The organism is Serratia marcescens (assembly GCF_029846115.1).
GTDB lineage: Bacteria > Pseudomonadota > Gammaproteobacteria > Enterobacterales > Enterobacteriaceae > Serratia > Serratia marcescens_L.
Genome location: NZ_JARVZZ010000001.1, coordinates 1,270,126 through 1,290,111, shown reverse-complemented (window position 1 = coordinate 1,290,111; position 19,986 = coordinate 1,270,126). Strand labels below are relative to the sequence as shown.

The following is a 19,986-nucleotide window of genomic DNA, read 5'->3' as shown; positions in this document are numbered from 1 at the left end:
CGCATGCTGGATACGTTTATAACTATTGCTTATTGATAATCCAGGGCGAAGTTAACCACGCTGGTGAAGGCACCTGGAACGATGGTGTCCAGAGCGCCGCCATTCCCTTTCAGGAAGGCCTGGAATTTCAGCTCAGCCTGGGTGGTACCGACATCGAGCAGCTGACCGGCAGTCGCAGTGCCCAGCTCAATTGGCTTATTGTTATCGGTAATCACAACGCTTGCGCCTTTAGCGGTGCTGCCGCTGCCAAAAGCAACCATTTTCTTGTCAGCGCCGGTAGTGCCGCCCGGTGCACCGGTAAAGGTGGTTTTCACTGTCTTAGCCGTTGCAAAAGCACAGTCTTCCAATTTGATCGAGAAGTCTTCCTTCACGTCAGACTCACGGCCATCTTTCAGGCTCAGGTTAGAAATTTGGCCCAGCGGAATGGTTTGGTCGATATTGTCAGCAGCAATAGAACATGGCGCATCGATAATTTCACCGGTGAAGGTAACGGAACCGCTGCCCTGATTTGCCGCGTTAGCGAAAGAGGAGACACCCATAGCCATCACTGCGGCCAGCATAATTTTATTCAGTTTCATATAAAGCCCTTACATTCCTTAGCAAGAAGAGGATTCAATCCAATTTATAAGTCATCACTTCGACTTCAACATTCAACGCCACCGTTTTAATACCGGCCACGTTTCTTGTGGTCGCTGAGACGTAACGTTTACCGCTCCGTTTCAGTGGGAACAAATTTACCCTCTCAAAACAGAAAATAAAATGTTATGTCGTGAAAATACAAAAACACAGGATTTTTATAAAAAAAATAGCAAACAAATAGATTTTAACACCATAAAATACAGATTAATTATCAATATTTATTTTAAAAAACTTGTCAATTAATAAACACTTCACGCTATATATACCCATATAGAGAAAAATCTGATTTACACCTGTCAGCAAGGATTGAAAAAAGCCTGAATAGGTCTCAGAATCATCTCTCGACAGGAAGGTTGATGGGTAAATAAAATGATTTACTGTATAAATGACAGCATCCTCTATAACGAGGAGGAAGGGACATTGGCGCATATCGATAACGTCAATAATAAAATAGCTTTACTCAAACCTGCCAGTCGCCTGCTTTCCTTATTTATCAGGAATAATAATAAGCTGCTGCTTCGTGATAGATTACTTAATGAGGTTTGGGTTGAGCATGGATTGAAAGCGTCTAATAATAACCTGAACAACTACATTTCAGGATTACGCAAGTCGCTGGCGCAGTTCGGTGCGGAGGAAATTGTTATCACCTACCCGCGACAGGGGTTTAAATTCAGCGCCAAAAATATTCATGAAATGAATATTCACCAAGAGGAGTCAAACAACCGGGATGAAAGTACAATTGAAAATATGACCCTGCCCGCTTCCCAAAGGAGCGACCCCAGCATGCGGCACGCTATACAGCGATTAATTATGATCGCCGCCGCGTGTTTAGTGCCGTTTGCCGCGGTCGTATTATACCAAAACAGCACGCGCATTAATGTTTATCCGCTGGGTAACTATCAGCACTGTCAAATCTATAGCATGACGCTAGGCAACGGAAATATAGAAAAAGTTAAACGTATGATTCAACAGGCGGGCCTCAGCTGCCAACAACGGGCGGATGTCTATTACTACGATAGTATTCTTAACGAGAGCTCACAACGCCATGAGGAGCAAATAACCTTCTGCCCGCGCGATGCCCGTAGCCCATGTATCAATAACTACAAAGATCATAACGAGCGCTAGTCTTTTTTACTTTATCCAACCAGGTGTGAACGTGTTTATGGGTTCCCTTCATTGCCAAGGGAACCCCCTATTACGAGGCCACGGTACAGACAAATAACGGTTCCGAATTACTGACGAACAGGAAATGTCGGCTGTCTATCTGCTCAATACGTAAATGATACTGCTGGCCCACCATAGGCAAGCGCCGATTCAGCTCCGGTAATGTTAAAGAATCATGGGGCCTTTTGTTGTTCGCTACCATCGTGAAAGTATAGTTGTTGCCCTGCCGCTGATAGTCCGCCACCACGACCCGGTCAATGCTGTATCGAGCATCCCCGACAAAAAAGCTGCCGTTGACGATCAGATTGGCGCGCCGCGCCCCGTTCGGCACGACGCTGATCAATAACGCACGCCGCAGCGTTTCGCCTTCCAGCCGATTCGTTGCCCATATTACCGCCCGACATTCTGGGATCTGAGGTTTGAACCACAACGAGTAACAGGCCACTGCACCACCGAGCAACGCCAAAAGCGCCAACAGCACATAGCGATAACGATGGAAAAATTTATAACCCGCTGTTTTCATGGAAATTCTCGCATTGTACCTGGCCGGCCTTCATCTGCGCCTGTGGGCAGTAGTAGAAGTAAGACACTCTCACCCGCCCCGTGGTATTCGGTGTTATCGAAAGGCTGTCGTAATAAAACAGCGTGCCGGGCTCGCTGCAGTTGATGTGATTCCGCTGTTCCAGCAGCGTTTTCAAATGTGCCAAATCGACCTCACCGGGCCCCGGTTTATGGTAGGAAGAGACGAAGCGGACTTCACAGCTGCCGATTTTCCCCACCGGGATTGCGCTGACAGGAGGATAGCCCGCCTCCAGCCACGCCCAAATACCGCTGCCTAAGGCCAACAGAACCAGCGCCACGGCGGCGAGTTTCCACCACGGGCTTTGCACAGCGCCAGAAGAAAGCGCCGCCTTTTCTGGCGGTGTCGGTACCGCCTCCACCGTTTGCAAGCTTTCCGCCAGGCTATCGGCCGTATTCAGCTCACCGGCGGTAAACATAAATCCCTGCCGCGGCAGGGTGACGATGATCTCTTCCTCGCCGAGCGAAGAAAACGCTTTGCGCAGAATCGAAATGGTGTTGTTGAGGTTGTTGCCGGAGGCGACCTGGCCGTGCGCCTCCCACACCTGCATCAACAGCGTTTCGCGGGAAAGCACCAGGTTATTGTTGCGCACCAGCGCGGAAAGCAGGCGGTTCAGCGTGGCCGTCAGCACAATCGGCGGGGTATCGTCATGCAGCGAGACCAGCTCCGATCTATCTTCATGATATTTAATATTATTATTAATTATGTATCTCATAATTCCCTGCGCGATAAACTTATTAACGCCAATTATCCCCTACCAAACATGGCGATATTAGCATAGCGCAGAGGATAAGAAAATTCTTAACAAAATACACAAAGAATATATAAAACAAATACATAAAAATAAATCATCCGTAGTATTAGAAAGAATATTTTGCCGTATAGCCATAATCCAGTGAGCCCCTAAAGGGGTTAACAACCTGAACATAAATAAAAAAACCCGCCATAAGGCGGGCCTGATCAACGTCGGAAAATACTCAGCGCAGGCGGCGAATTTGCCGGTCTTGCCAACCGGCGAACAGCAGCAAACCGCATAGCGCGCCGAGCAACGCGCAGAACATGTCGGACTGGGTATCCCACGGGTCGCCCTGGGTGCCGAGAAACTCGTCGGCGCCCTGGCCCAGCGCCAGCGCCGCCCACCACTCGATCAGCTCATACACGGCGCTGATGGCCAGCGCGATGCAACACACCACAAAGCCCAGCATCTTGCGGCCCTGCACATAACCGCCGCGCTGCAGGATCTCGCGCGCCACCAGCGCCGGCACCAGCCCCTGGAAGAAGTGCCCCAGTTTGTCGTACGGGTTGCGGTCAAGATCCAGCCACTGCTGCACCTCAAACCCCAGCGGCACGCGGGCGTAGCTGTACATGCCACCGAAAATCAGGATCAACGCATGGAAGAAAATCAGCGTATAGAGCAGCGGCGTCAGCGGATAACGGCGATGGGTCAGCCACAGCAGCGGCAAGGCGATCAATACCGGCGCCACCTCCATCAGCCAGGTGGTGCGATCGTAAGGGCGAATGCCGCTGTGGATCAGCGCGGCCAGCAGCATCAGGGTGATAATGGACAACAACAGCGGGGTACGCGAGGCGGACATAACCAACGTTCCTTCGGGTTAACGGATCAATGCACTCTTTATACCGCAGATCCTGGGGCGAAAAAAAACAGGCGAAGCGTCGCCGCTTCGCCTGTTCGATGTGCGCTTACCCTGCGTGGGATTATTTCAGCGCTACGCGGATCACATCGTCCGGCGCGGTGGCTTCTTTCTCGCGGCTGGAGGCCTGCTTGACGCTGACGTACAGCGTCTGGCCGTCCGGCGACAGCGCCAGGCTGTTCGGGTGGGTCGGCGTCTTGATGGTGTTCAGCACCTTGTAGCTCTTGGCGTCGATTACGCTCACTTCACCCGCCTGGCGATGGGTGACGTAAACTTCATTGCGCGCCGGGTTGAACAGCACCGCCAGCGATTCCGGCACGTCGATCTTGCTCAGGATGTTGCCGTTGCGCGTATCCACCACCAGCACCTGCGGCTGCTTGGAATCGGTGATGAACGCGCGATGGGTAGCGGTATCCAGGCTGATGTTCAGGAAGAAGTGCTCTTTGGACTCATCCAGCTTCTTGCGCGACAGCACCTTGTTGGATTGGGTGTCGATGGTCACCAGCTCGCCGTCGGCGTTGGTGACGTACAGGCGTTTGGCGGCGGCGTCCAGCGCCAGGCCGGTGCCGTATTTGCCGGTGTCGGTCACGGTGGCGCGCAGGGTCAGATCCTTGCCGTCCACCACCCACACCACGCTGGATTCACCCAGCCCGGTGATGTACAGGGTATCGCTGTCGGCATCCGCCACCAGTTCGCGCGGCGCCAGCGGCTTGACGGTCTCGGAACGCTTGCGCGCGTCCAGCACCAGGCGGCCTTTCACGTCGCCGGTCTTGGCGTCGATGGCGGTCACCGAGTTATTGACGGTGTTGCCGAAGAACAGCGTGCCGGTCTTGGCGTTAACGGCGGCGCCGAACGGCTTGATGTCGTTATGGATAATTTGGGTCACGTCCAGCGTGGTCGGATCCAGACGGTAAACGATGCCGCCCTTGTCCAGCTTGCGGCTCTGCGACGTTGCCAGGTAGAGCGCGTTCTCGCTCGGGCTGTAGGCCATTTCATAGGCGCCCTTGCCAACCGGCTTGCGCAGCACTTCCGGCGCGGTCTGCGCCAGCAGCGAGTTGGAGAACAGCAGCGTGGACAACAGCATCAGCGGAAATGCCGCACGTTTTCCCTTGGTGATCAACGTATTCATTAAAATCTCCTTATAGAGCCAACGGGGCGGCCGCTCGGCCGCCCTCTCTCGTTATTAAAATCAGGCTTTCTCTTCGGAAAGCAGCGCCCACCAGCTGTCGATGGTCGGGTTGCGCGCCAGCGCGATAAAGTCGATGTCGCCGCGGATCTTGCGCCAGCGGGTCGCCAGCTCCATGATGCGCACCGAATCCAGGCCGTAATCGATCAGGTTCTCATCGTTGCCCATGTCTTCGCTGTCTTCGTCCAACAGCGGCAGGATCTGCTGACGCAGCGCATCGATGCTGGCGATACCGGCAGTCGGCAACAGAGACGCGGTGGTCACTACCCGGCCGCAGCGGCCGGCGGTGTAACGCAGCGCCATCAGGTGTTCGTCGCGCGAGAAATCCGCCAGGCCGTCGGCCACCATGAACGGCTGGATGTTGCGCATGAAGGCGTCGATGGCGGTGGTCAGGCAGCCGATGTGCGCATACACGCCGCAGATGATCAGCTGATCGCGGCCGGACTCCTGCAGGATCTCCTGCAGCGGCGAGCGGTGGAAGGCGCTGTAGCGCCATTTCACCAGCACCGTGTCGTCTTCGTCCGGCGCCAGCGCGGCGGTCACCGCCTGCTGCTCGGGGTGTTTGTTCAGGCCCGGCCCCCACATGTCGTTCAACAGCGCGCGATCTTCATCGCTCTGCTGGTTCGGCTGCGCGGTATAGAACACCGGAATGCCCTGCTGTTTGCAGTAGCGGCGCAGGCTGGCGATGTTCTCCACCACCTGTTTAATCAGCGCACTGTCTTCGCCCCAGAAATTGAGGAAATACTGCTGCATGTCGTGGATCAGCAGCGCGGCGCGCTGCGGTTCTACCTGCCAGGTGACTTTATTTTGCGGCAGTTCGTCCGCCGTCGGCAGCGCGTAATCATTAAGTTTTGGAATGGCCATCGATTAATCTCCCTGAGCCTGAGTCTGTAGTTGCGCGTCGAGCTGCTGGCGCAGCCGTTTTTTGTCCACTTTGCCGACCGGGGTCAGCGGCAGGCTGTCCACCTGAATAAAACGATCCGGCAGTTTGAAGTCCGCCACGCCCTGCTCGCGCAGGTGGCGGCGTAGCACCACCGGTTTCAGCGGCGCGTTGGCGATAATATAGGCGCAGCTCTTCTCCCCCATCAGCGCGTCCGGCATCGACACCAGCGCGGCGTTGATCACGTCCGGATGACGCAGCAGCAGGTTCTCGATCTCCTCGGCGGCGATCTTTTCCCCGCCGCGGTTGATCTGGTCTTTCTGCCGCCCCTGCACGGTGATGTAGCCGTCTTCGCTGATGCTGATCAGATCGCCGGAGCAGTAGAAACCGTCGGCGTCGAAGGCATCGGCGTTGTGCGCCGGGCTCTGGTAGTAACCGCGGAAGGTATAAGGCCCGCGCGTCATCAACCGGCCGACCTCGCCCGCCGGCAATGAATTGCCGTCGTCATCCGCCACCCACACCTCGTCGTCCGGCGACATCGGCCGCCCTTGCGTCGCCAGGATGTGGCGTTCGTCGTCGTCCAGCCGGGTGTAGTTCACCAGCCCTTCCGCCATGCCGAACACCTGCTGCAGTTGGCAGCCGATTTCGTTCTGAATGCGCGCTGCCAGCGTCTCGCCCAATTTGGCGCCGCCCACCTGCAGCAGTTTCAGGCTGGCGAGCTGGGCATTGCCACCCCACTCTTCGATCGCCTGCAGCCACAGCGTGACCGCCGGCGGCACCAGCGCCGTCACGTTGATTTGGTACTGTTCGATCAGGCGGAAGCACTGCCCGGCGTCCGGATCGGCGGCGAACACCACCAGCCCGGCGCCATAAAACACGCCCAGCACGCCCGGCGAGCTCATCGGGTAGTTGTGCGCCACCGGCAGCGCGCACAGATAGCGGGTCTGCGCGTCGAAACGGCAGATCTCCACGCTGCGGCGAATGCTGTAGTAGTAATCATTGTGGGTACGCGGGATCAGCTTCGGCGTACCGGTGCTGCCGCCGGAAAGCTGGAAGAACGCCACCTGATCGGCCGCGGAAGGCTGCGCGACGAAACCGTCGCTGGCTTCGCCCAGCCAGGCGGCCAGCGCCAGCTCGCCCTCGGGCTGGCTGCGCAGCGCCACAACCCGCAGCGAAGGATGCGCATCGCGAAAGGCGTTCAGGAATTGATCGTCGGCAAACAGCGCGTGCTGGCGATCGGCGATCAGCAGCGCCGGTTTGATCTGCTCGGCATAGGCGTTCAGCTCGCTGCGCTGGTGGCTGAACAGCGCGTTGACCGGCGCCACGCCAATTTTCAGCAGCGCGAAGAACACGATATAGAACTCCGCCACGTTGCCCAGCTGCACCAGCGCGGTGTCGCCGGATTTCACGCCGCGGCGCTGCAGAGCGGCCGCCAGGCGATCGGCGCGCTGCTGCAGCTCGCGGTAGGTCAGGCTGCCCTGGGCGTCGATAATCGCCGGGGCGTCGTTGTTGGCCTGGCGGTCGAGAATTTCGGTCAGCGGCTTGTCAATCCAGTAGCCGCGCTCGCGATAGCGGCTGGCGAACTCCGCCGGCCAGGGGGTAAAGGCAATGCTCATCTTGTCGTTATCCTTGATTCATACCAAAGGCACGCAGAATGGTGCTGAGTTTGGTGCCTGTTTCATGCCATTCAGATTCGGGTGAAGAGTCTTCCACGATGCCGGCGCCGGCGAACAGCCGCACCCGGTTGCCGTCAACGGTGCCGCAGCGGATAGTCACTACCCACTCGCCGTTGCCTTCGTCGTCGCACCAGCCGACGATGCCGCCGAACAGGCCGCGATCGAACGGCTCCAGCTTGCCGATCAGGGCGTGCGCCTCGGCCGTCGGCATGCCGCACAGCGCCGGCGTCGGGTGCAGCAGGCAGGCCAGCGACAGGGCATTTTCGTCTGGAGACGCCGCCTCGCCGTCGATCGGCGTGGAGAGGTGCCACAGCGTCGTGGTGGTCAACAATTCGGGGGTGTGCGGCACATTCAGGTAGCGGCAGCGGCCGGCCAGCACGTCACGCATGCTTTCGGTGACGATGCGATGCTCGTGGCGATCTTTCGCCGAGGCCATCAGCCGCTCTCCCACTTCGCGATCGCGTTGCGGGTCGGCCTCGCGCCGGGCGGAACCGGCCAGCGGGTTGGAATAGAAACGGCCGCCGTCCTGGCGCAACAGCAGCTCTGGGCTGGCGCCCAACAGCGCGCCCTGCTCCAGCGGCACATGGAAATGGAAACCGTGCGGGTTCTGGGCAATCACGCGCGCCATCAGCGCATGGCGATCCACCGGCTGACGCGTTTCGATCTCCAGCAGGCGCGACAGCACCACTTTATCCAGCTCACCGGCCTTCATCGCGTCAACGGCATCGCTGACCATGTTCATGAACGGCTGCTGCGGCGGCAGCTCCGTCACGCCGGCCAGTTCAGGGCCGTTCGCCGCCGGCCGAACGCCGGCCATAAAGGCGGCGCGATCGAACCAGCGGCTCTGCTGTGGAATAAACAGCGCCGAAGGCTGCCGGGTATCGAACGGGATGGCGCCGCACAGCAGCGGGTTTTTGATGCCGGCCTGACGGGCATCGGCAAACGCCTGCCGCACGCTACGCTGGAACTCGCCGTTCAGATCGGCGCCGTCCGCGGCCGGCAGGCGAATGCGGCTGAAACAACCGGTGGTGGTCAAGCTGCGGAAAGGGGAGGTAAAGAAGAAGCCCGACGCCGGAGAAAAATCAGCGGCGAACCGGTGTTCTTCGCGCTCCTGCATTTCCTTTCGATTGATGTCGTTCACGGCAGTATCCATCGCTTCGCCCTCAAGGATTTGAAGTGATAACCAATATAATAATGATTATCATTTGAGTTAATTCCGCGCTAAATTACTCGCCGATATTTGCTATGTCAATAAACGTAAGCACTTCTTTCATTTCGAAATCATGACATAAACGCTGTGGGTTTTACGCATGCCGATGATAAGCATTGCTATTTGATCCCACAGCGTCGCATTAGCGCATGACGTTACTTTTCGCTGGCTGGTTGCGCCTCGTTCTGCGGTTCCGGTTTGTGCAGCGTCACCTGGCGCAAACCGGTCATGGCGAACAGCAACAGGATGCCGAGCAGCGCCGCGCCGAAGCCGAAACCGCTGGCGCTCATCGCCGGCAGCATGAAGGCGCCCATCGCCCCCAGCAGCAACGCGCCCAGCGCATCACCCACCACGTTCTGCGCCGTCCACAGGCCGTTGATGCGGCCGAGGAAGTTGTCCGGCGTCAGGCTCTGGATCAGGCCGTATTGCAGCAGCGAGTTCAGTGCGCTCAGGTAGCCGAACGCCACCAGGCACAGCAACGCCAGGCTGTACCACGGCATCAGGCCGAACAGGCCAATGGCGGCGAACGCCGCGATCGCTGTCAGCAGCATCACCCAGCCGGGGCGCGCCACGTGCGCCACGCGCCCGCTGGTGAACGCACCGATGGCCGCGCCGAGCGGCACGGCGGCGTACATATAGCCGAGGTGGGCAGCGTCGATGTGCCAGCTTTCCGCCATCGCCGGGTACAGCACGCGCACTGCGCTGGCCATGGTCAGCAGCGCGCCGATCAGCGCCACCATGCCGATCACCTTGTTCTGGAACAGGAAGGCGAAGCCGCCCGCCAGCGCGCGCAGCGGGTGTTCACGCGGCTGCGGCGGCGGCATCAGCTGCGGCAGGCTCAGCAGCGGCAGCAGCGTCAACAGGGTGCCAAACGCCGCCAGGCCGTAGTTCCAGGCAATGCCCATATGGGCGATCACCAGACCGCCAATCGCCGGGGAAAGAATCGAGCCGAAGCGCACCGTCAGCATGCTGATGGCGCCCGCCTGCACGATGTTTTCGCGGCCCACCAGCGCCGGCGTGGCCGCCAGCAGCGCCGTCACCCCCACCGCGCCGAAGAAGCCGTCCCACACCGCCAGCAGATAAATGGCCGCCAGCGAAGGCGACGGCAACAGGGCGTTGAGGCACAGGCCGACGAAGCCGACGCCGCAGGTAGAACGCGCGAACAGGATCAGCCGGCGCCGCTCATAGCGATCGGCCAATACGCCCCCCATCAGCAGCCCGGCGAACATGCCGCCGCCGGCCAGCGTCACCGCCAGCCCGACCTGCAGGGTGGAACCGGTCAGCGCCTGGATCTGCACCGGGATGGCGATCGCCATCAGACCCAGCGCCACAATGGAGATAAAGCGCGCGCAGAATACCGCGCGGAAAGCCCGGTTGGTTTTCAACAGGCTAAAATCAAGCAGGATGGAGGGTTTGCTACTCATCGGTTGTTCACCACATCTTTAAACGGGGATTCTGCAGTTGCGGGGCGCTATGCTAGCACAGATGACGAAATCAATAATGATAATAAAACTCATTGATATTCAACTGTGAGCGACCGCAAGAAACGCCGCCACACGCGGGGTCATCCCCGTGCCTGGCGGCGAGATAACGGCGCGATTACAGCGTGCGCAAGATCCGGTTCAGCAGCGGCCCCAACACTTTGAACGACGCCGGCGAAACGATATCGACATGCGCGCAGTCCAGCTCGTGCACCTGCAGCGCATCGACGTACTGCGACCAGGTCTGATGCACGTCCATTCCTTCCTGCAATGTGCGTTTGGCGACGAACAGCGTCGCCTGGCCGAGGAAACGGGCGGTGCGCGTGTGCGACAGCAACCGCACCGAATCGGCGTAGTTGGCCTCGATGTTGTCGAACATCGCGGTGCGCGTCTCGCCCAGCGCCGGATCGAGCGTATCCTGCGACACCGCCAGGAACTGCTCGCGCTCGCGCTGCACTTCCTTCAACACGTTGTCGTCCAGCATCACGTCCCAGTTTTGGGTCTCCGGCGGATAGGTATCCAACAGGCCGAGGAACGCCACCTGCTCGCCGCGCGCCTGCAGCCGGGCGGCGATGCCCTGCGCCAGCGTGCCGCCCAGCGAGTAGCCGATGAAGTGGTATGGCCCGTGCGGCTGTACCTGCAACACCGTCTGCAGGTGGGCATCCACCACCTGATCCATATCTTCGCTCAGCGCCAACGGGCCGTCCGGCCGCGGTGACTGGATACCGACCAGCGACCAGTGCTGATCGAGATAGCGCGGCAATACGCTGAACTGCCAGGAGAAACCGGACGCCGGGTGCAGACAGAACAGCGTCGGCCCCTCGGTGACGCGCAGCGGCAATACGCTGTCGAAGCCGCTGCGATCGGCCTCTTCCTGCGTGCGATCTTCCGCCAGCAAGGCGGCCAGCTGCTCAACGCGCGACGCCACCATCACCTGGCCGACGGACACCGCCTTGCCCAGATCGCGGCGCAGCTCCGCCGCCAGCCGCATCGCCAGCAGCGAATGGCCGCCGAGCGCGAAGAAATCGTCGTCGGCGAACACCTGCTCGCGCTGCAGCAAACGGGCGAATACCGCCGCGATCTCGCTTTCCAGCCCGGCCTGCGGCGGCCGTCCTGCCTTGCGTTCACCGCCCTGCGGCTGCGGCAAGGCCTTGCGATCCAGCTTGCCGTTGGCGCTCAGCGGCAAATCGCTCATTTCCACCAGCGCCACCGGCACCATGTGCGGCGGCAGGCGGTCGGCCAGCGCCGCACGCAGGGCTTCCGCATCCCAGCTCGCGCCGGGCTGCATCACCAGGTAACCCACCAGTTGGCGCGCATCGCCGCCAGCGTCCACCGGCGTGCCCTGCAGCACCAGCGCGTGCGTCACCGCCTGGCGCACGCCCGGCAGCGACAGCAAGGCGTGGTCGATTTCGCTCAGCTCGATACGCTGCCCGCGGATCTTCAGCTGATCGTCGCTGCGGCCCAAATATTCCACCGCACCGTCCGGCAGCCAGCGCGCCACGTCGCCGGTGCGGTACATGCGCCCGCCCTCGCCGAACGGATCGGCGACAAAGCGGCTGGCGGTCAGATCCGGCCGGCCAAGGTAGCCGTGCGCCAGCTGCACGCCGGTCAGATACAGATCGCCCGCCACGCCCGGCGGTACCGGCCGCAGGCGCGCGTCAAGAATGCGCAGCCCGGTGTTCCACACCGGCAGGCCGATCGGCACGTTGGCGCCGGTCACCTTCGCCAGCGCGTCGCCGTAGGCCGGATGCCAGGTCACATCCACCGCCGCTTCGGTCGGGCCGTAGAGGTTGTGCAACGGCACCGCCGTGCGGCTTTGCCACAGGCGGCACAGCTCCGCCGGCAGCGCTTCGCCGCTGCAGAACACCTGGCGCAGCGCGGCGCAGCTCGCCACCGCCGCGTCGTCGTCCAGGGCGGCCACAAAAGCCGCCAGCATCGACGGCACGAAGTGCAGCGTGGTAATGCGGTGTTGCGCGATCAGCTGTTGCAGCTGCTGCGGGTCGCGATGCGCCTCCGGCGGCGCCATCACCAGCCGGGCGCCGACCATCAGCGGCCAGAAGAATTCCCACACCGAGACGTCGAAACTGCACGGCGTTTTCTGCAGCACCGCGTCGTCCGCCCCCAGTGGATACTGGTGCTGCATCCACAGCAGGCGGTTGACGATCGCCTGATGGCCGACCAGCACGCCTTTCGGACGCCCGGTGGAGCCGGAGGTAAAGATAATATAGGCCGCATGGTCCGGCGTCGGGCCCGCAATCGCCACCCCGGCGGCGTGATCGGCCGCCAGCGGCGCGTCATACAGCAAGATTTCGCCCTTGTCGGCGAAACGCGCCTGCTGCGCCGGGTTGGTGATGACCAGCCGCGGCGCGGCGTCTTCCAGCATCATCGCCAGCCGCTCGTCCGGATAACCGGTGTCCAGCGGCAGATAGGCGGCGCCCGCTTCCACGATCGCCATCAACGCCAGCGACAGGAACACCGAACGCGGCAGCGCCACTGCCACAATGTCGCCCGGCCGCACGCCCTGCGCCACCAGCTCGCGCGCCAGCGCCGTAACCTGCTCGCGCGTTTCGCGGTAGGTAAAGCTGAAATGCGCATCCGCCAGCGCCGGTGCGTCCGGCGTGGTTTGCGCCTGCTGCGCCAGCAGCTGGCTCAGCGTGGTCGCCGGCACCGGGTGCACCGTGTCGTTGACCCGCGCCAGCAGCGCGTGATCGTCGGTGGTCAGCATATCGGCTTCGCCGATCGGCAACGTTGCCTGCGCGGCGAACTGCGCCAGCAGCAGCGGCAGCCGCTGCAGGTGCGCCTGCAGTTCCTGGCGGCTGTATCGCTCGGCGTTGGCCAGCAGCTCCACCTTCAACTGATGGTGTTCGTCGATAAACAGCGCAATCTCCAGATCGCGCACCGGTCCGGAGGCCAGATCGTGGGTGATGCCTTCGATACCGGCGAAGTCCAGCTGGTAATCGAACATTTTGAAGTTGAAGACCGTGCCGTACAGCGGTTCGCCGTCGCCGATGCGCCCCAGATCGCGCTGCACCTGTTCGGCGTCGTAGCGCTGATGGCGGCGCACCGTTTTCAGCTCGCGGCTGATGCGGGCGGCGGCCTCATACAGCGTGGCCTGCGGCTCGAGGTGCATTTCCATCGGCAGCACGTTGATCACCGGGCCGGCGGCGCACAGGGCGGCCGATCCGGTGCGGCGCATGAAGATAAAACCGGCGCTGAAGCTCGGTTGGCCGCTCAGGCGCGATACCCACAGCGCCACCAGCGCCACCGCCATATCGGCGGCGTTCAGCTTCTGCTGCGCGCCGCACTGCACCAGTTCGGCGAAGGCCTGCGGATCGCAGCGCTGTTCCAGCCGGTGGATGCGCGGCGTGGGGGTTTGCCCGGCCAGCGGCTGCGGGCAGAGCGTGGCCGGCGGCGGCAGCTGCCGCGCTTTTTCGAGCCAGAAATCGGCGTCGCGTTGCCAGGCCGGCGCCTCCCGGTAAGCCTGGTATTCCGCCACCACGTCACTGAACGCCGTGAAAGGCGTCGGTTCCAGCGCGTCGCCGCGGCAAAGATGGGTGTAAATCGCCGCCACGCGGCGAGCGATGGCGGTGAAGCTGAAACCGTCCACCAGCAGATGGTGATAGCGCTGATACCAGAACCAGCGGTCATCCGCCAGACGCATCACCACATGGCGATACAGCGGCGCGCCGCTGCCGGCGCGCAGATCGCTCGCCAGATCGATATCCATCAGCGCGCGCGCGGCGGCTTCGGGATCCGGCGACGTCGTCAGATCGACGAGTTCCGGCTCATGCACCGACAGCGCGTCGTCCAGCCATTGCACCGGCACGCCGTCGCGTTCCGCAAAACGCAGGCGCAGCATATCCACCTCGCCCAGGCCCTGGATGATGGCCTGCAGCAGAGGCTCTACGGCAATGGGGCCGTTGAGTTCGATGGCATGGGCCACCGCATAGGCATTGCGATGTGGAGAAATTTGATCGGCGACCCAAATGCCGGGTTGCGCCGCGACCAGCGGCCATTCGCCCGCAAGCGCCGGGCCGCTGAGAGAGTTAGGGGTGTGTGACACTGCTTATTGCTCCCGTGATTACCTGGCGCCGGTCACGCCTCGCGTGCTGCGACCGGCAGAATGCCTTGCCAATGCTGTTCCAGCCATTCGGCGCACGCGGTGTGCGCCGCCGGGCCGAAGACGATCGTCCAATCGGACGGAATGGCGCGGAAATCCGGCCACAAACTGTATTGTTGTTGTACGTTGCGCAGCACCAGGCTGCGCTGCTGTGGATCATCGAACGGATTCAGGCTTTCCATCATGTGTTCCTCGTGCCGTCGCCGATGCCGGGTAAGCGGTGGCGAAAGCGGAGGCCCAGACCGCCTGCAGCCCGTCGGTCAGGCCACTGCGCCAGCACAGCGCGTCGTGCCCGCCTTCCACCACCCGGTAGTGCACCCGATGGCCGGCGTCGCTCAGGCGCGCCGCCATTTCGCCGCTGACCCGGTGCACCAGCTTTTCCTGCGAACCGGCTTCCATAAATACCTTCAGCGCGCCGTGGTTGCCCAAGCCGTGCCGTTCTACCTGCTGCATCAGCCAGCAGGCGTCGTCGGGAATGCTCGGCAGCTGCAGCATGTCGCGCCGCGGCCACCAATAGGAACCGGACTGGGTGATCACCGCGCCGAAACGCTGCGGCCAGCGCAGCCCGGCATACAGGGAGGCCAGACCGCCAAAGCTTTGCCCCGCCACCACCGTATCGGCCGGTTTGTCGCTGTGCGGCGCCCAGTCGGCCAGCTGCGGCATCAGTTCTTCCTGCACCGCCAGCCAGAAATCGTCCTTGCAGGTTAATTCTCGCGCCCGGTGCGGCAGATCGATGATGTCGATCAGCACATACACCGCTTCCGGCAACGCCCCCTCGCGGGTCAGTTGCATCAGCGGCTCCCAGACCGGCATCTGCTTCGCCCAGAACTGGCCGTCGAGCAGGATAGCCAACGGACGCTCGGCCGGCTTGCTGTCGCCTGTCGTGTAGATCCAGACATCGCGGCTGTTGCCCAGGCGTTCGCTCTGCCAGGTATGGCGCTGCAAACGCGCCGGCAACGGCGGCGTGCAGCGCCCGCTGGCGATCTCGTACTCGTCGAACGAGCGCCATACCGGCTGCGGCGGCGCATCCGGCATGTGCAGGCCGGAGACGCTGTGGCCGCTGGCGCTTTGCCAGGAGCGATACGGGTTGAGCAAATCGGGGGTGGCGCTGGCGAACACCTGATGCCACCAGTGGCGCAAGTTGTGCATGTTGGCGTGCGCATCGTCGCCGCTGAACGCCGGCGGCCGCTCGTCAAAGCAGGGGATAAAGCAGTAGCTGCCGCGCCAGGCGCCGCTCAGCTCGGTCTGCCAGTACCACACGTCGGTGCCGGCCAAACGCTGCAGGCTTTGCGGCGGATTCGGCTGATGATGGTCGGTCAGGCAGTTAATGTTGATCCACACGCGACGGTAGGCGGAGGTCAATTCGCATCCCTGAGGATCGCGCCAGAAAAAGGTGGTTCGCCAGCGGCCGTTACCCGCCGGTTCTACCCATGGCGTACCGCGCCGTGCCACCGTCAACCACCACCCTGGACTGCCCGCATTGCTGCTGGCCAATAATCTGCTGCTTTCTGACTGTAGTTCTGTATTCACAACGCCTACCCATTTTGTAGTTGGCGGCACCGGGAACGTCGACTTTTCCCTATCGCCGGCCACCGCCCGAACGCACTGTACGCCAAATACTATTGATAATAATTTGCATTTGCAATAGTGTGTAAGGCTTGGAGATCGTGCTGGTATTGCGCGCAACGGACAGGGATCGGGGATATATCAATGGCATCCCTTGCCGCAGCCGATTTTCTATTTCCGACTACACAAAAACTACAACCGCCCTTCCCCCCGTTCGGCGAGGGATGGCAGCAAGGTAGGACACTCAAATGAAAAGCAAGCTATCACGTTATTCTTTAGCCACTCTTATCGGCTTGGGATTGGGCGCGTCCGCGTTCGCCAACGCCGCACAGCAGACCGACACCCCCACCACGGAAGAAAACAGCGGCGCAGCGGATAAAAAACCGCGCGGCGAAGACACCATCGTGGTGACCGCCGCCCGGCAGAACCTGCAGGCACCGGGGGTGTCCACCATCACCGCCGACGAGATCCAAAAACGCCCGCCGGCGCGCGACATCAGCGAACTGATCCGCACCATGCCCGGGGTTAACCTGACCGGCAACTCCACCAGCGGCCAGCGTGGCAACAACCGCCAGATCGATATCCGCGGCATGGGCCCGGAAAACACCCTGATTCTGATCGACGGCAAGCCGGCCTCCAGCCGCAACTCGGTGCGCCAGGGCTGGCGCGGCGAGCGCGACTCGCGCGGCGATACCGCCTGGGTGCCGCCGGAAATGATCGAGCGCATCGAAGTGCTGCGCGGCCCTGCCGCAGCGCGCTACGGCAACGGCGCCGCGGGCGGCGTGGTCAACATCATCACCAAGAAGGCCGGCGATGCGCTGCACGGCTCGCTGAACGGCTACTTCAACGTGCCGCAGCACAAGCAGGAGGGTGCCACCAAGCGCACCGACTTCAGCCTGTCCGGCCCGCTGAGCGATTCCCTGAGCTTCCGCCTGTTCGGCGGCTACAGCAAAACGCAGGCCGATGCCTGGGACATTAACGAATCACACAAGTCCGAACGCGTCGGCGCCTACGCCAACAGCGTCCCGGCCGGGCGCGAAGGGGTAGTCGATAAAAACATCGACGCCTTGCTGCACTGGGACTTCGCCCATCTGCAGTCGCTGGAGTTCGAGTACGCTTACGGCCGCCAGGGCAACCTGTACGCCGGCGATACCCAGAACACCAACACCAACGCCCTGGTGCAGAGCAACTACGGCGAAGAGACCAACCGCATCTACCGTGAAACCTTCGGCCTGACCCACCGCGGCGCCTGGGACAACGGCGTGAGCACCAACAACTACGTTCAGTTTGAACGCACCCGCAACACCCGCCTGAACGAAGGGCTGGCCGGCGGCACCGAAGGCATCTTCGACACCAAAAACACCGGGTTCGGCACCACCAAACTGGACGACTTCCTGGCGCACAGCGAAGTCAGCGTGCCGTTTGAACTGGGCGTCGCCCAGACCGCCACGCTGGGTACCGAGTGGACCCAGCAGCGGATGAAAGACGGCACGTCCACCAGCCAAACGCTGATGGGCGGCACCATTCCCGGCATGACTACCGGTACGCGCAGCCCTTACGCTTCCGCGCATATCTTCTCGCTGTTCGCCGAAGACAATATCGAGCTGACCGACACCACCATGCTGACGCCGGGCCTGCGTTACGATCTGCATTCCGAATCCGGCAACAACTGGAGCCCGGCGCTGAACCTGTCGCAGGAACTGGGCGACTACTTCACGCTGAAGATGGGCATCGCGCGTTCCTATAAAGCCCCGACGCTGTTCCAGACCAACGGCAACTACCTGCTGTACAGCAAAGGCCAGGGATGTGCCGGCAGCGATACCAAAAACGGCTGCTACCTGCTGGGCAACGACGATCTGAAAGCGGAAACCAGCGTCAACAAAGAGATCGGGCTGGAATTCCATAACGAAGGCTGGCTGGCCGGCGTGACCTACTTCCGCAACGATTACCACAACAAGATTGAGGCGGGTAACTCTCGCATCGCCACCAGCAGTACCGGCACGGCGGTCTATCAGTGGGAAAACGTACCGAAAGCGGTGGTACAAGGGCTGGAAGGCTCGTTGAACGTGCCGGTCAGCGAGACCGTCACCTGGAGCAACAACGCCACCTACATGATCGAGAACAAGAACAAGACCACCGGCGATTACCTGTCGGTGATCCCGAAGTTCACCGTCAACTCGACCCTCAGCTGGCAGGCCACGCAGGATCTGTCGATGCAGTCCACCCTGACCTGGTACGGCCGTCAGAAACCGAAGAAGTACAACTACCAGGGTAAACCGGCCACCGGCGGCGAAACCCGCGAGGTCAGCCCTTATGCCGTCGTCGGCGCCAGCGCGACCTATGACCTGACCAAAAACGTCAGCCTCACCGCCGGCATCGACAACCTGTTCGACAAACGCCAGTTCCGCGCCGGCAACGCGCAGAACGTGGGCGATCCGAACACCGGCGCGATTAACATCGCCGGCGCGGGCGCGGCCACCTACAACGAACCGGGCCGTACCTACTACATGAGCATCAACACCCACTTCTGATGACATGGTCCAATAACAAAGGGGCGCCGCGGCGCCCCTTTTTATTTTCGCTTTTTCGTTACCTGGTATGCAGCTGAATACGCACCACGCTTTCCGGCTTACCGGCCTTGGTGGAAGCGCCGTCGTTTTTCACCGTCACGAACAGCGCGTCGCCTTTCGGATCCAACGCCAGGCTGTTAGGGTGCGGCGGCAGGTCTACGGTTTGCAGGCGCTTGAGCGTCTTGGCGTCGAACACCGTCAGCGTCCCGGCGCCATGATCCACACGCACGCCTTTGCGGTTGGCGACATACAGCCGCTGGCTGCGCTCGTCGAGCAGCAGGCCGATCGGCACCTCATCCGTCAGCTCGCTGGCCAGCACCTTGCCGCTGTCCGCATCCAGCGCAAACACCCGATGGCCGCTGCTGCGCTTCACGTAGTCGTGCCCCAGATGATGGTTGCGGTAGTCGTCGCGATCGATGCCCTGATCGACGCCCAACAGGCGATTGCTCGCCGGATCATACACCAGGTTCAGCAGCTGATCGGCCTGTACTTCGTGCGTGGCGGTGATCGCCAGCGTGTCGGCGTTCAGGGTGATCACCTGCCCCTGCATGTTGGAGACGAATACCCGACGGCCCTTCTCATCCAGCGTGATGCCCACCGCGTTGTAGCCGAAGCCCGGGATCACTTTCTCCAGCTTGCCGGCCTTGGTATCGACCACGTACAGCACGCTGTCGACGCCGAAGCCCAGGCCCGGCAGGAACAGACGGCCGCTTTGCGCGTCATACTTGAGCTCGCGGAGGCGGTACAGGTAGTCCTCGGTGATTTTGAATTTCTTCAGCTCCGCCAACAGGAAATCCAGGCGCTTGCCGCTGATGCCCGCCTGCTTGTAAGCCTGCTCCAGCACCGCTTTGTCCAGCAGCTTGATGCTGCCCAGCGCGTGGTTGGTGGTGGTGTCCACCACCCCGACTTCGCCGTTGAAGGCCTGCGTCAGGTATAGGCGATTGCCCGCATCGTTCAGCGCCACGCCGAAGCCTTTCACCTGCAGCGGGATCTCCGCTTTGATCGCCAGGGTGTTGGGATCCAGCCGCAGCACGCGGGAGCGCGCCTCTTCCTTCCAGTCTGGTGCGCTGACGAACAGCGCCTGTTGCGAGGTGCTGTAGGCCATCTCCACCACCGTCGACGACAGCGCCTCGCGCTTGATGTCCTGCGGTTTGATGCCGGCATCGTCGGCCTGCGCGGCGCCGGCGACCACCAGAGAGGCCGCCACCAGCAGCGACAGTAACGCGCGCGGGGTTGCTAGGGTTCCAGACATCCTTTTATCT

Annotated in this window: 15 protein-coding genes; 2 read left to right on the top strand and 13 right to left on the bottom strand. The window is 61.3% G+C overall.

Features of this window, described 5'->3' with window-relative positions:
- Window positions 1-29: 29 nt before the first annotated feature.
- Entirely contained in the window at window positions 30-578 is a 549-nt protein-coding gene (locus tag QDT79_RS05905; protein ID WP_107226614.1) for a fimbrial protein, read from the bottom strand.
- 481 nt (window positions 579-1,059) lie between these two features.
- Between QDT79_RS05905 and QDT79_RS05900 the strand changes: the two genes are divergently transcribed.
- On the top strand, window positions 1,060-1,764 hold the full coding sequence (locus QDT79_RS05900) for a winged helix-turn-helix domain-containing protein (protein ID WP_233221884.1): 705 nt from the start codon (window positions 1,060-1,062) through the stop codon (window positions 1,762-1,764).
- Window positions 1,765-1,834: 70 nt separating this feature from the next.
- On the opposite strand, the gene QDT79_RS05895 is transcribed toward QDT79_RS05900, so the two are convergent.
- The 11 genes from QDT79_RS05895 to fes form a co-directional block, all read right to left on the bottom strand.
- Window positions 1,835-2,326 carry a hypothetical protein gene (locus QDT79_RS05895; RefSeq protein ID WP_149559019.1) on the bottom strand — a complete coding sequence of 164 codons (492 nt, stop codon included), beginning with the start codon at window positions 2,324-2,326 and terminating at the stop codon, window positions 1,835-1,837.
- A complete protein-coding gene (locus QDT79_RS05890; protein ID WP_149559020.1) occupies window positions 2,307-3,098 on the bottom strand; it encodes a winged helix-turn-helix domain-containing protein in 792 nt (263 codons plus the stop codon). The genes QDT79_RS05895 and QDT79_RS05890 overlap by 20 nt, the downstream gene beginning before the upstream one ends.
- Before the next feature lie 262 nt (window positions 3,099-3,360).
- The gene (locus QDT79_RS05885; protein ID WP_149559021.1) at window positions 3,361-3,978 is read right to left on the bottom strand and encodes a DUF2238 domain-containing protein; all 618 of its coding nucleotides are present in this window, start codon (window positions 3,976-3,978) and stop codon (window positions 3,361-3,363) included.
- A gap of 121 nt (window positions 3,979-4,099) precedes the next feature.
- A complete protein-coding gene (gene yncE / locus QDT79_RS05880; RefSeq protein ID WP_060425210.1) occupies window positions 4,100-5,164 on the bottom strand; it encodes a 7-bladed beta-propeller protein YncE in 1,065 nt (354 codons plus the stop codon).
- A gap of 60 nt (window positions 5,165-5,224) precedes the next feature.
- The gene (locus QDT79_RS05875; RefSeq protein WP_063988417.1) at window positions 5,225-6,085 is read right to left on the bottom strand and encodes an isochorismatase; all 861 of its coding nucleotides are present in this window, start codon (window positions 6,083-6,085) and stop codon (window positions 5,225-5,227) included.
- Between the two features lie 3 nt (window positions 6,086-6,088).
- Window positions 6,089-7,717: a (2,3-dihydroxybenzoyl)adenylate synthase gene (locus QDT79_RS05870; RefSeq protein WP_308316281.1), complete on the bottom strand. Its 1,629-nt coding sequence runs from the start codon at window positions 7,715-7,717 to the stop codon at window positions 6,089-6,091.
- A 7-nt stretch (window positions 7,718-7,724) separates the two neighbouring features.
- The gene (locus QDT79_RS05865) at window positions 7,725-8,930 is read right to left on the bottom strand and encodes an isochorismate synthase (RefSeq protein WP_130018647.1); all 1,206 of its coding nucleotides are present in this window, start codon (window positions 8,928-8,930) and stop codon (window positions 7,725-7,727) included.
- 212 nt (window positions 8,931-9,142) lie between these two features.
- Window positions 9,143-10,411: an enterobactin transporter EntS gene (entS, locus tag QDT79_RS05860; RefSeq protein ID WP_063988415.1), complete on the bottom strand. Its 1,269-nt coding sequence runs from the start codon at window positions 10,409-10,411 to the stop codon at window positions 9,143-9,145.
- 175 nt (window positions 10,412-10,586) lie between these two features.
- Window positions 10,587-14,531, bottom strand: a complete 3,945-nt coding sequence (locus tag QDT79_RS05855; RefSeq protein ID WP_063988414.1) for an enterobactin synthase subunit F — start codon at window positions 14,529-14,531, stop codon at window positions 10,587-10,589.
- Window positions 14,532-14,563: 32 nt separating this feature from the next.
- Complete coding sequence (locus tag QDT79_RS05850) at window positions 14,564-14,770, bottom strand: MbtH family protein (protein WP_308316280.1); 207 nt, start codon at window positions 14,768-14,770, stop codon at window positions 14,564-14,566.
- Entirely contained in the window at window positions 14,745-16,118 is a 1,374-nt protein-coding gene (fes, locus tag QDT79_RS05845; protein WP_072265060.1) for an enterochelin esterase, read from the bottom strand. The genes QDT79_RS05850 and fes overlap by 26 nt, the downstream gene beginning before the upstream one ends.
- A gap of 284 nt (window positions 16,119-16,402) precedes the next feature.
- On the opposite strand from fes, the gene QDT79_RS05840 reads away from it, so the two are divergent.
- Window positions 16,403-18,685 carry a TonB-dependent siderophore receptor gene (locus tag QDT79_RS05840; RefSeq protein ID WP_197816795.1) on the top strand — a complete coding sequence of 761 codons (2,283 nt, stop codon included), beginning with the start codon at window positions 16,403-16,405 and terminating at the stop codon, window positions 18,683-18,685.
- A gap of 58 nt (window positions 18,686-18,743) precedes the next feature.
- Here the strand turns inward: QDT79_RS05840 and QDT79_RS05835 are convergent, their stop codons facing one another.
- Window positions 18,744-19,976: a YncE family protein gene (locus tag QDT79_RS05835; protein WP_063988410.1), complete on the bottom strand. Its 1,233-nt coding sequence runs from the start codon at window positions 19,974-19,976 to the stop codon at window positions 18,744-18,746.
- Between the last annotated feature and the right edge of the window lie 10 nt (window positions 19,977-19,986).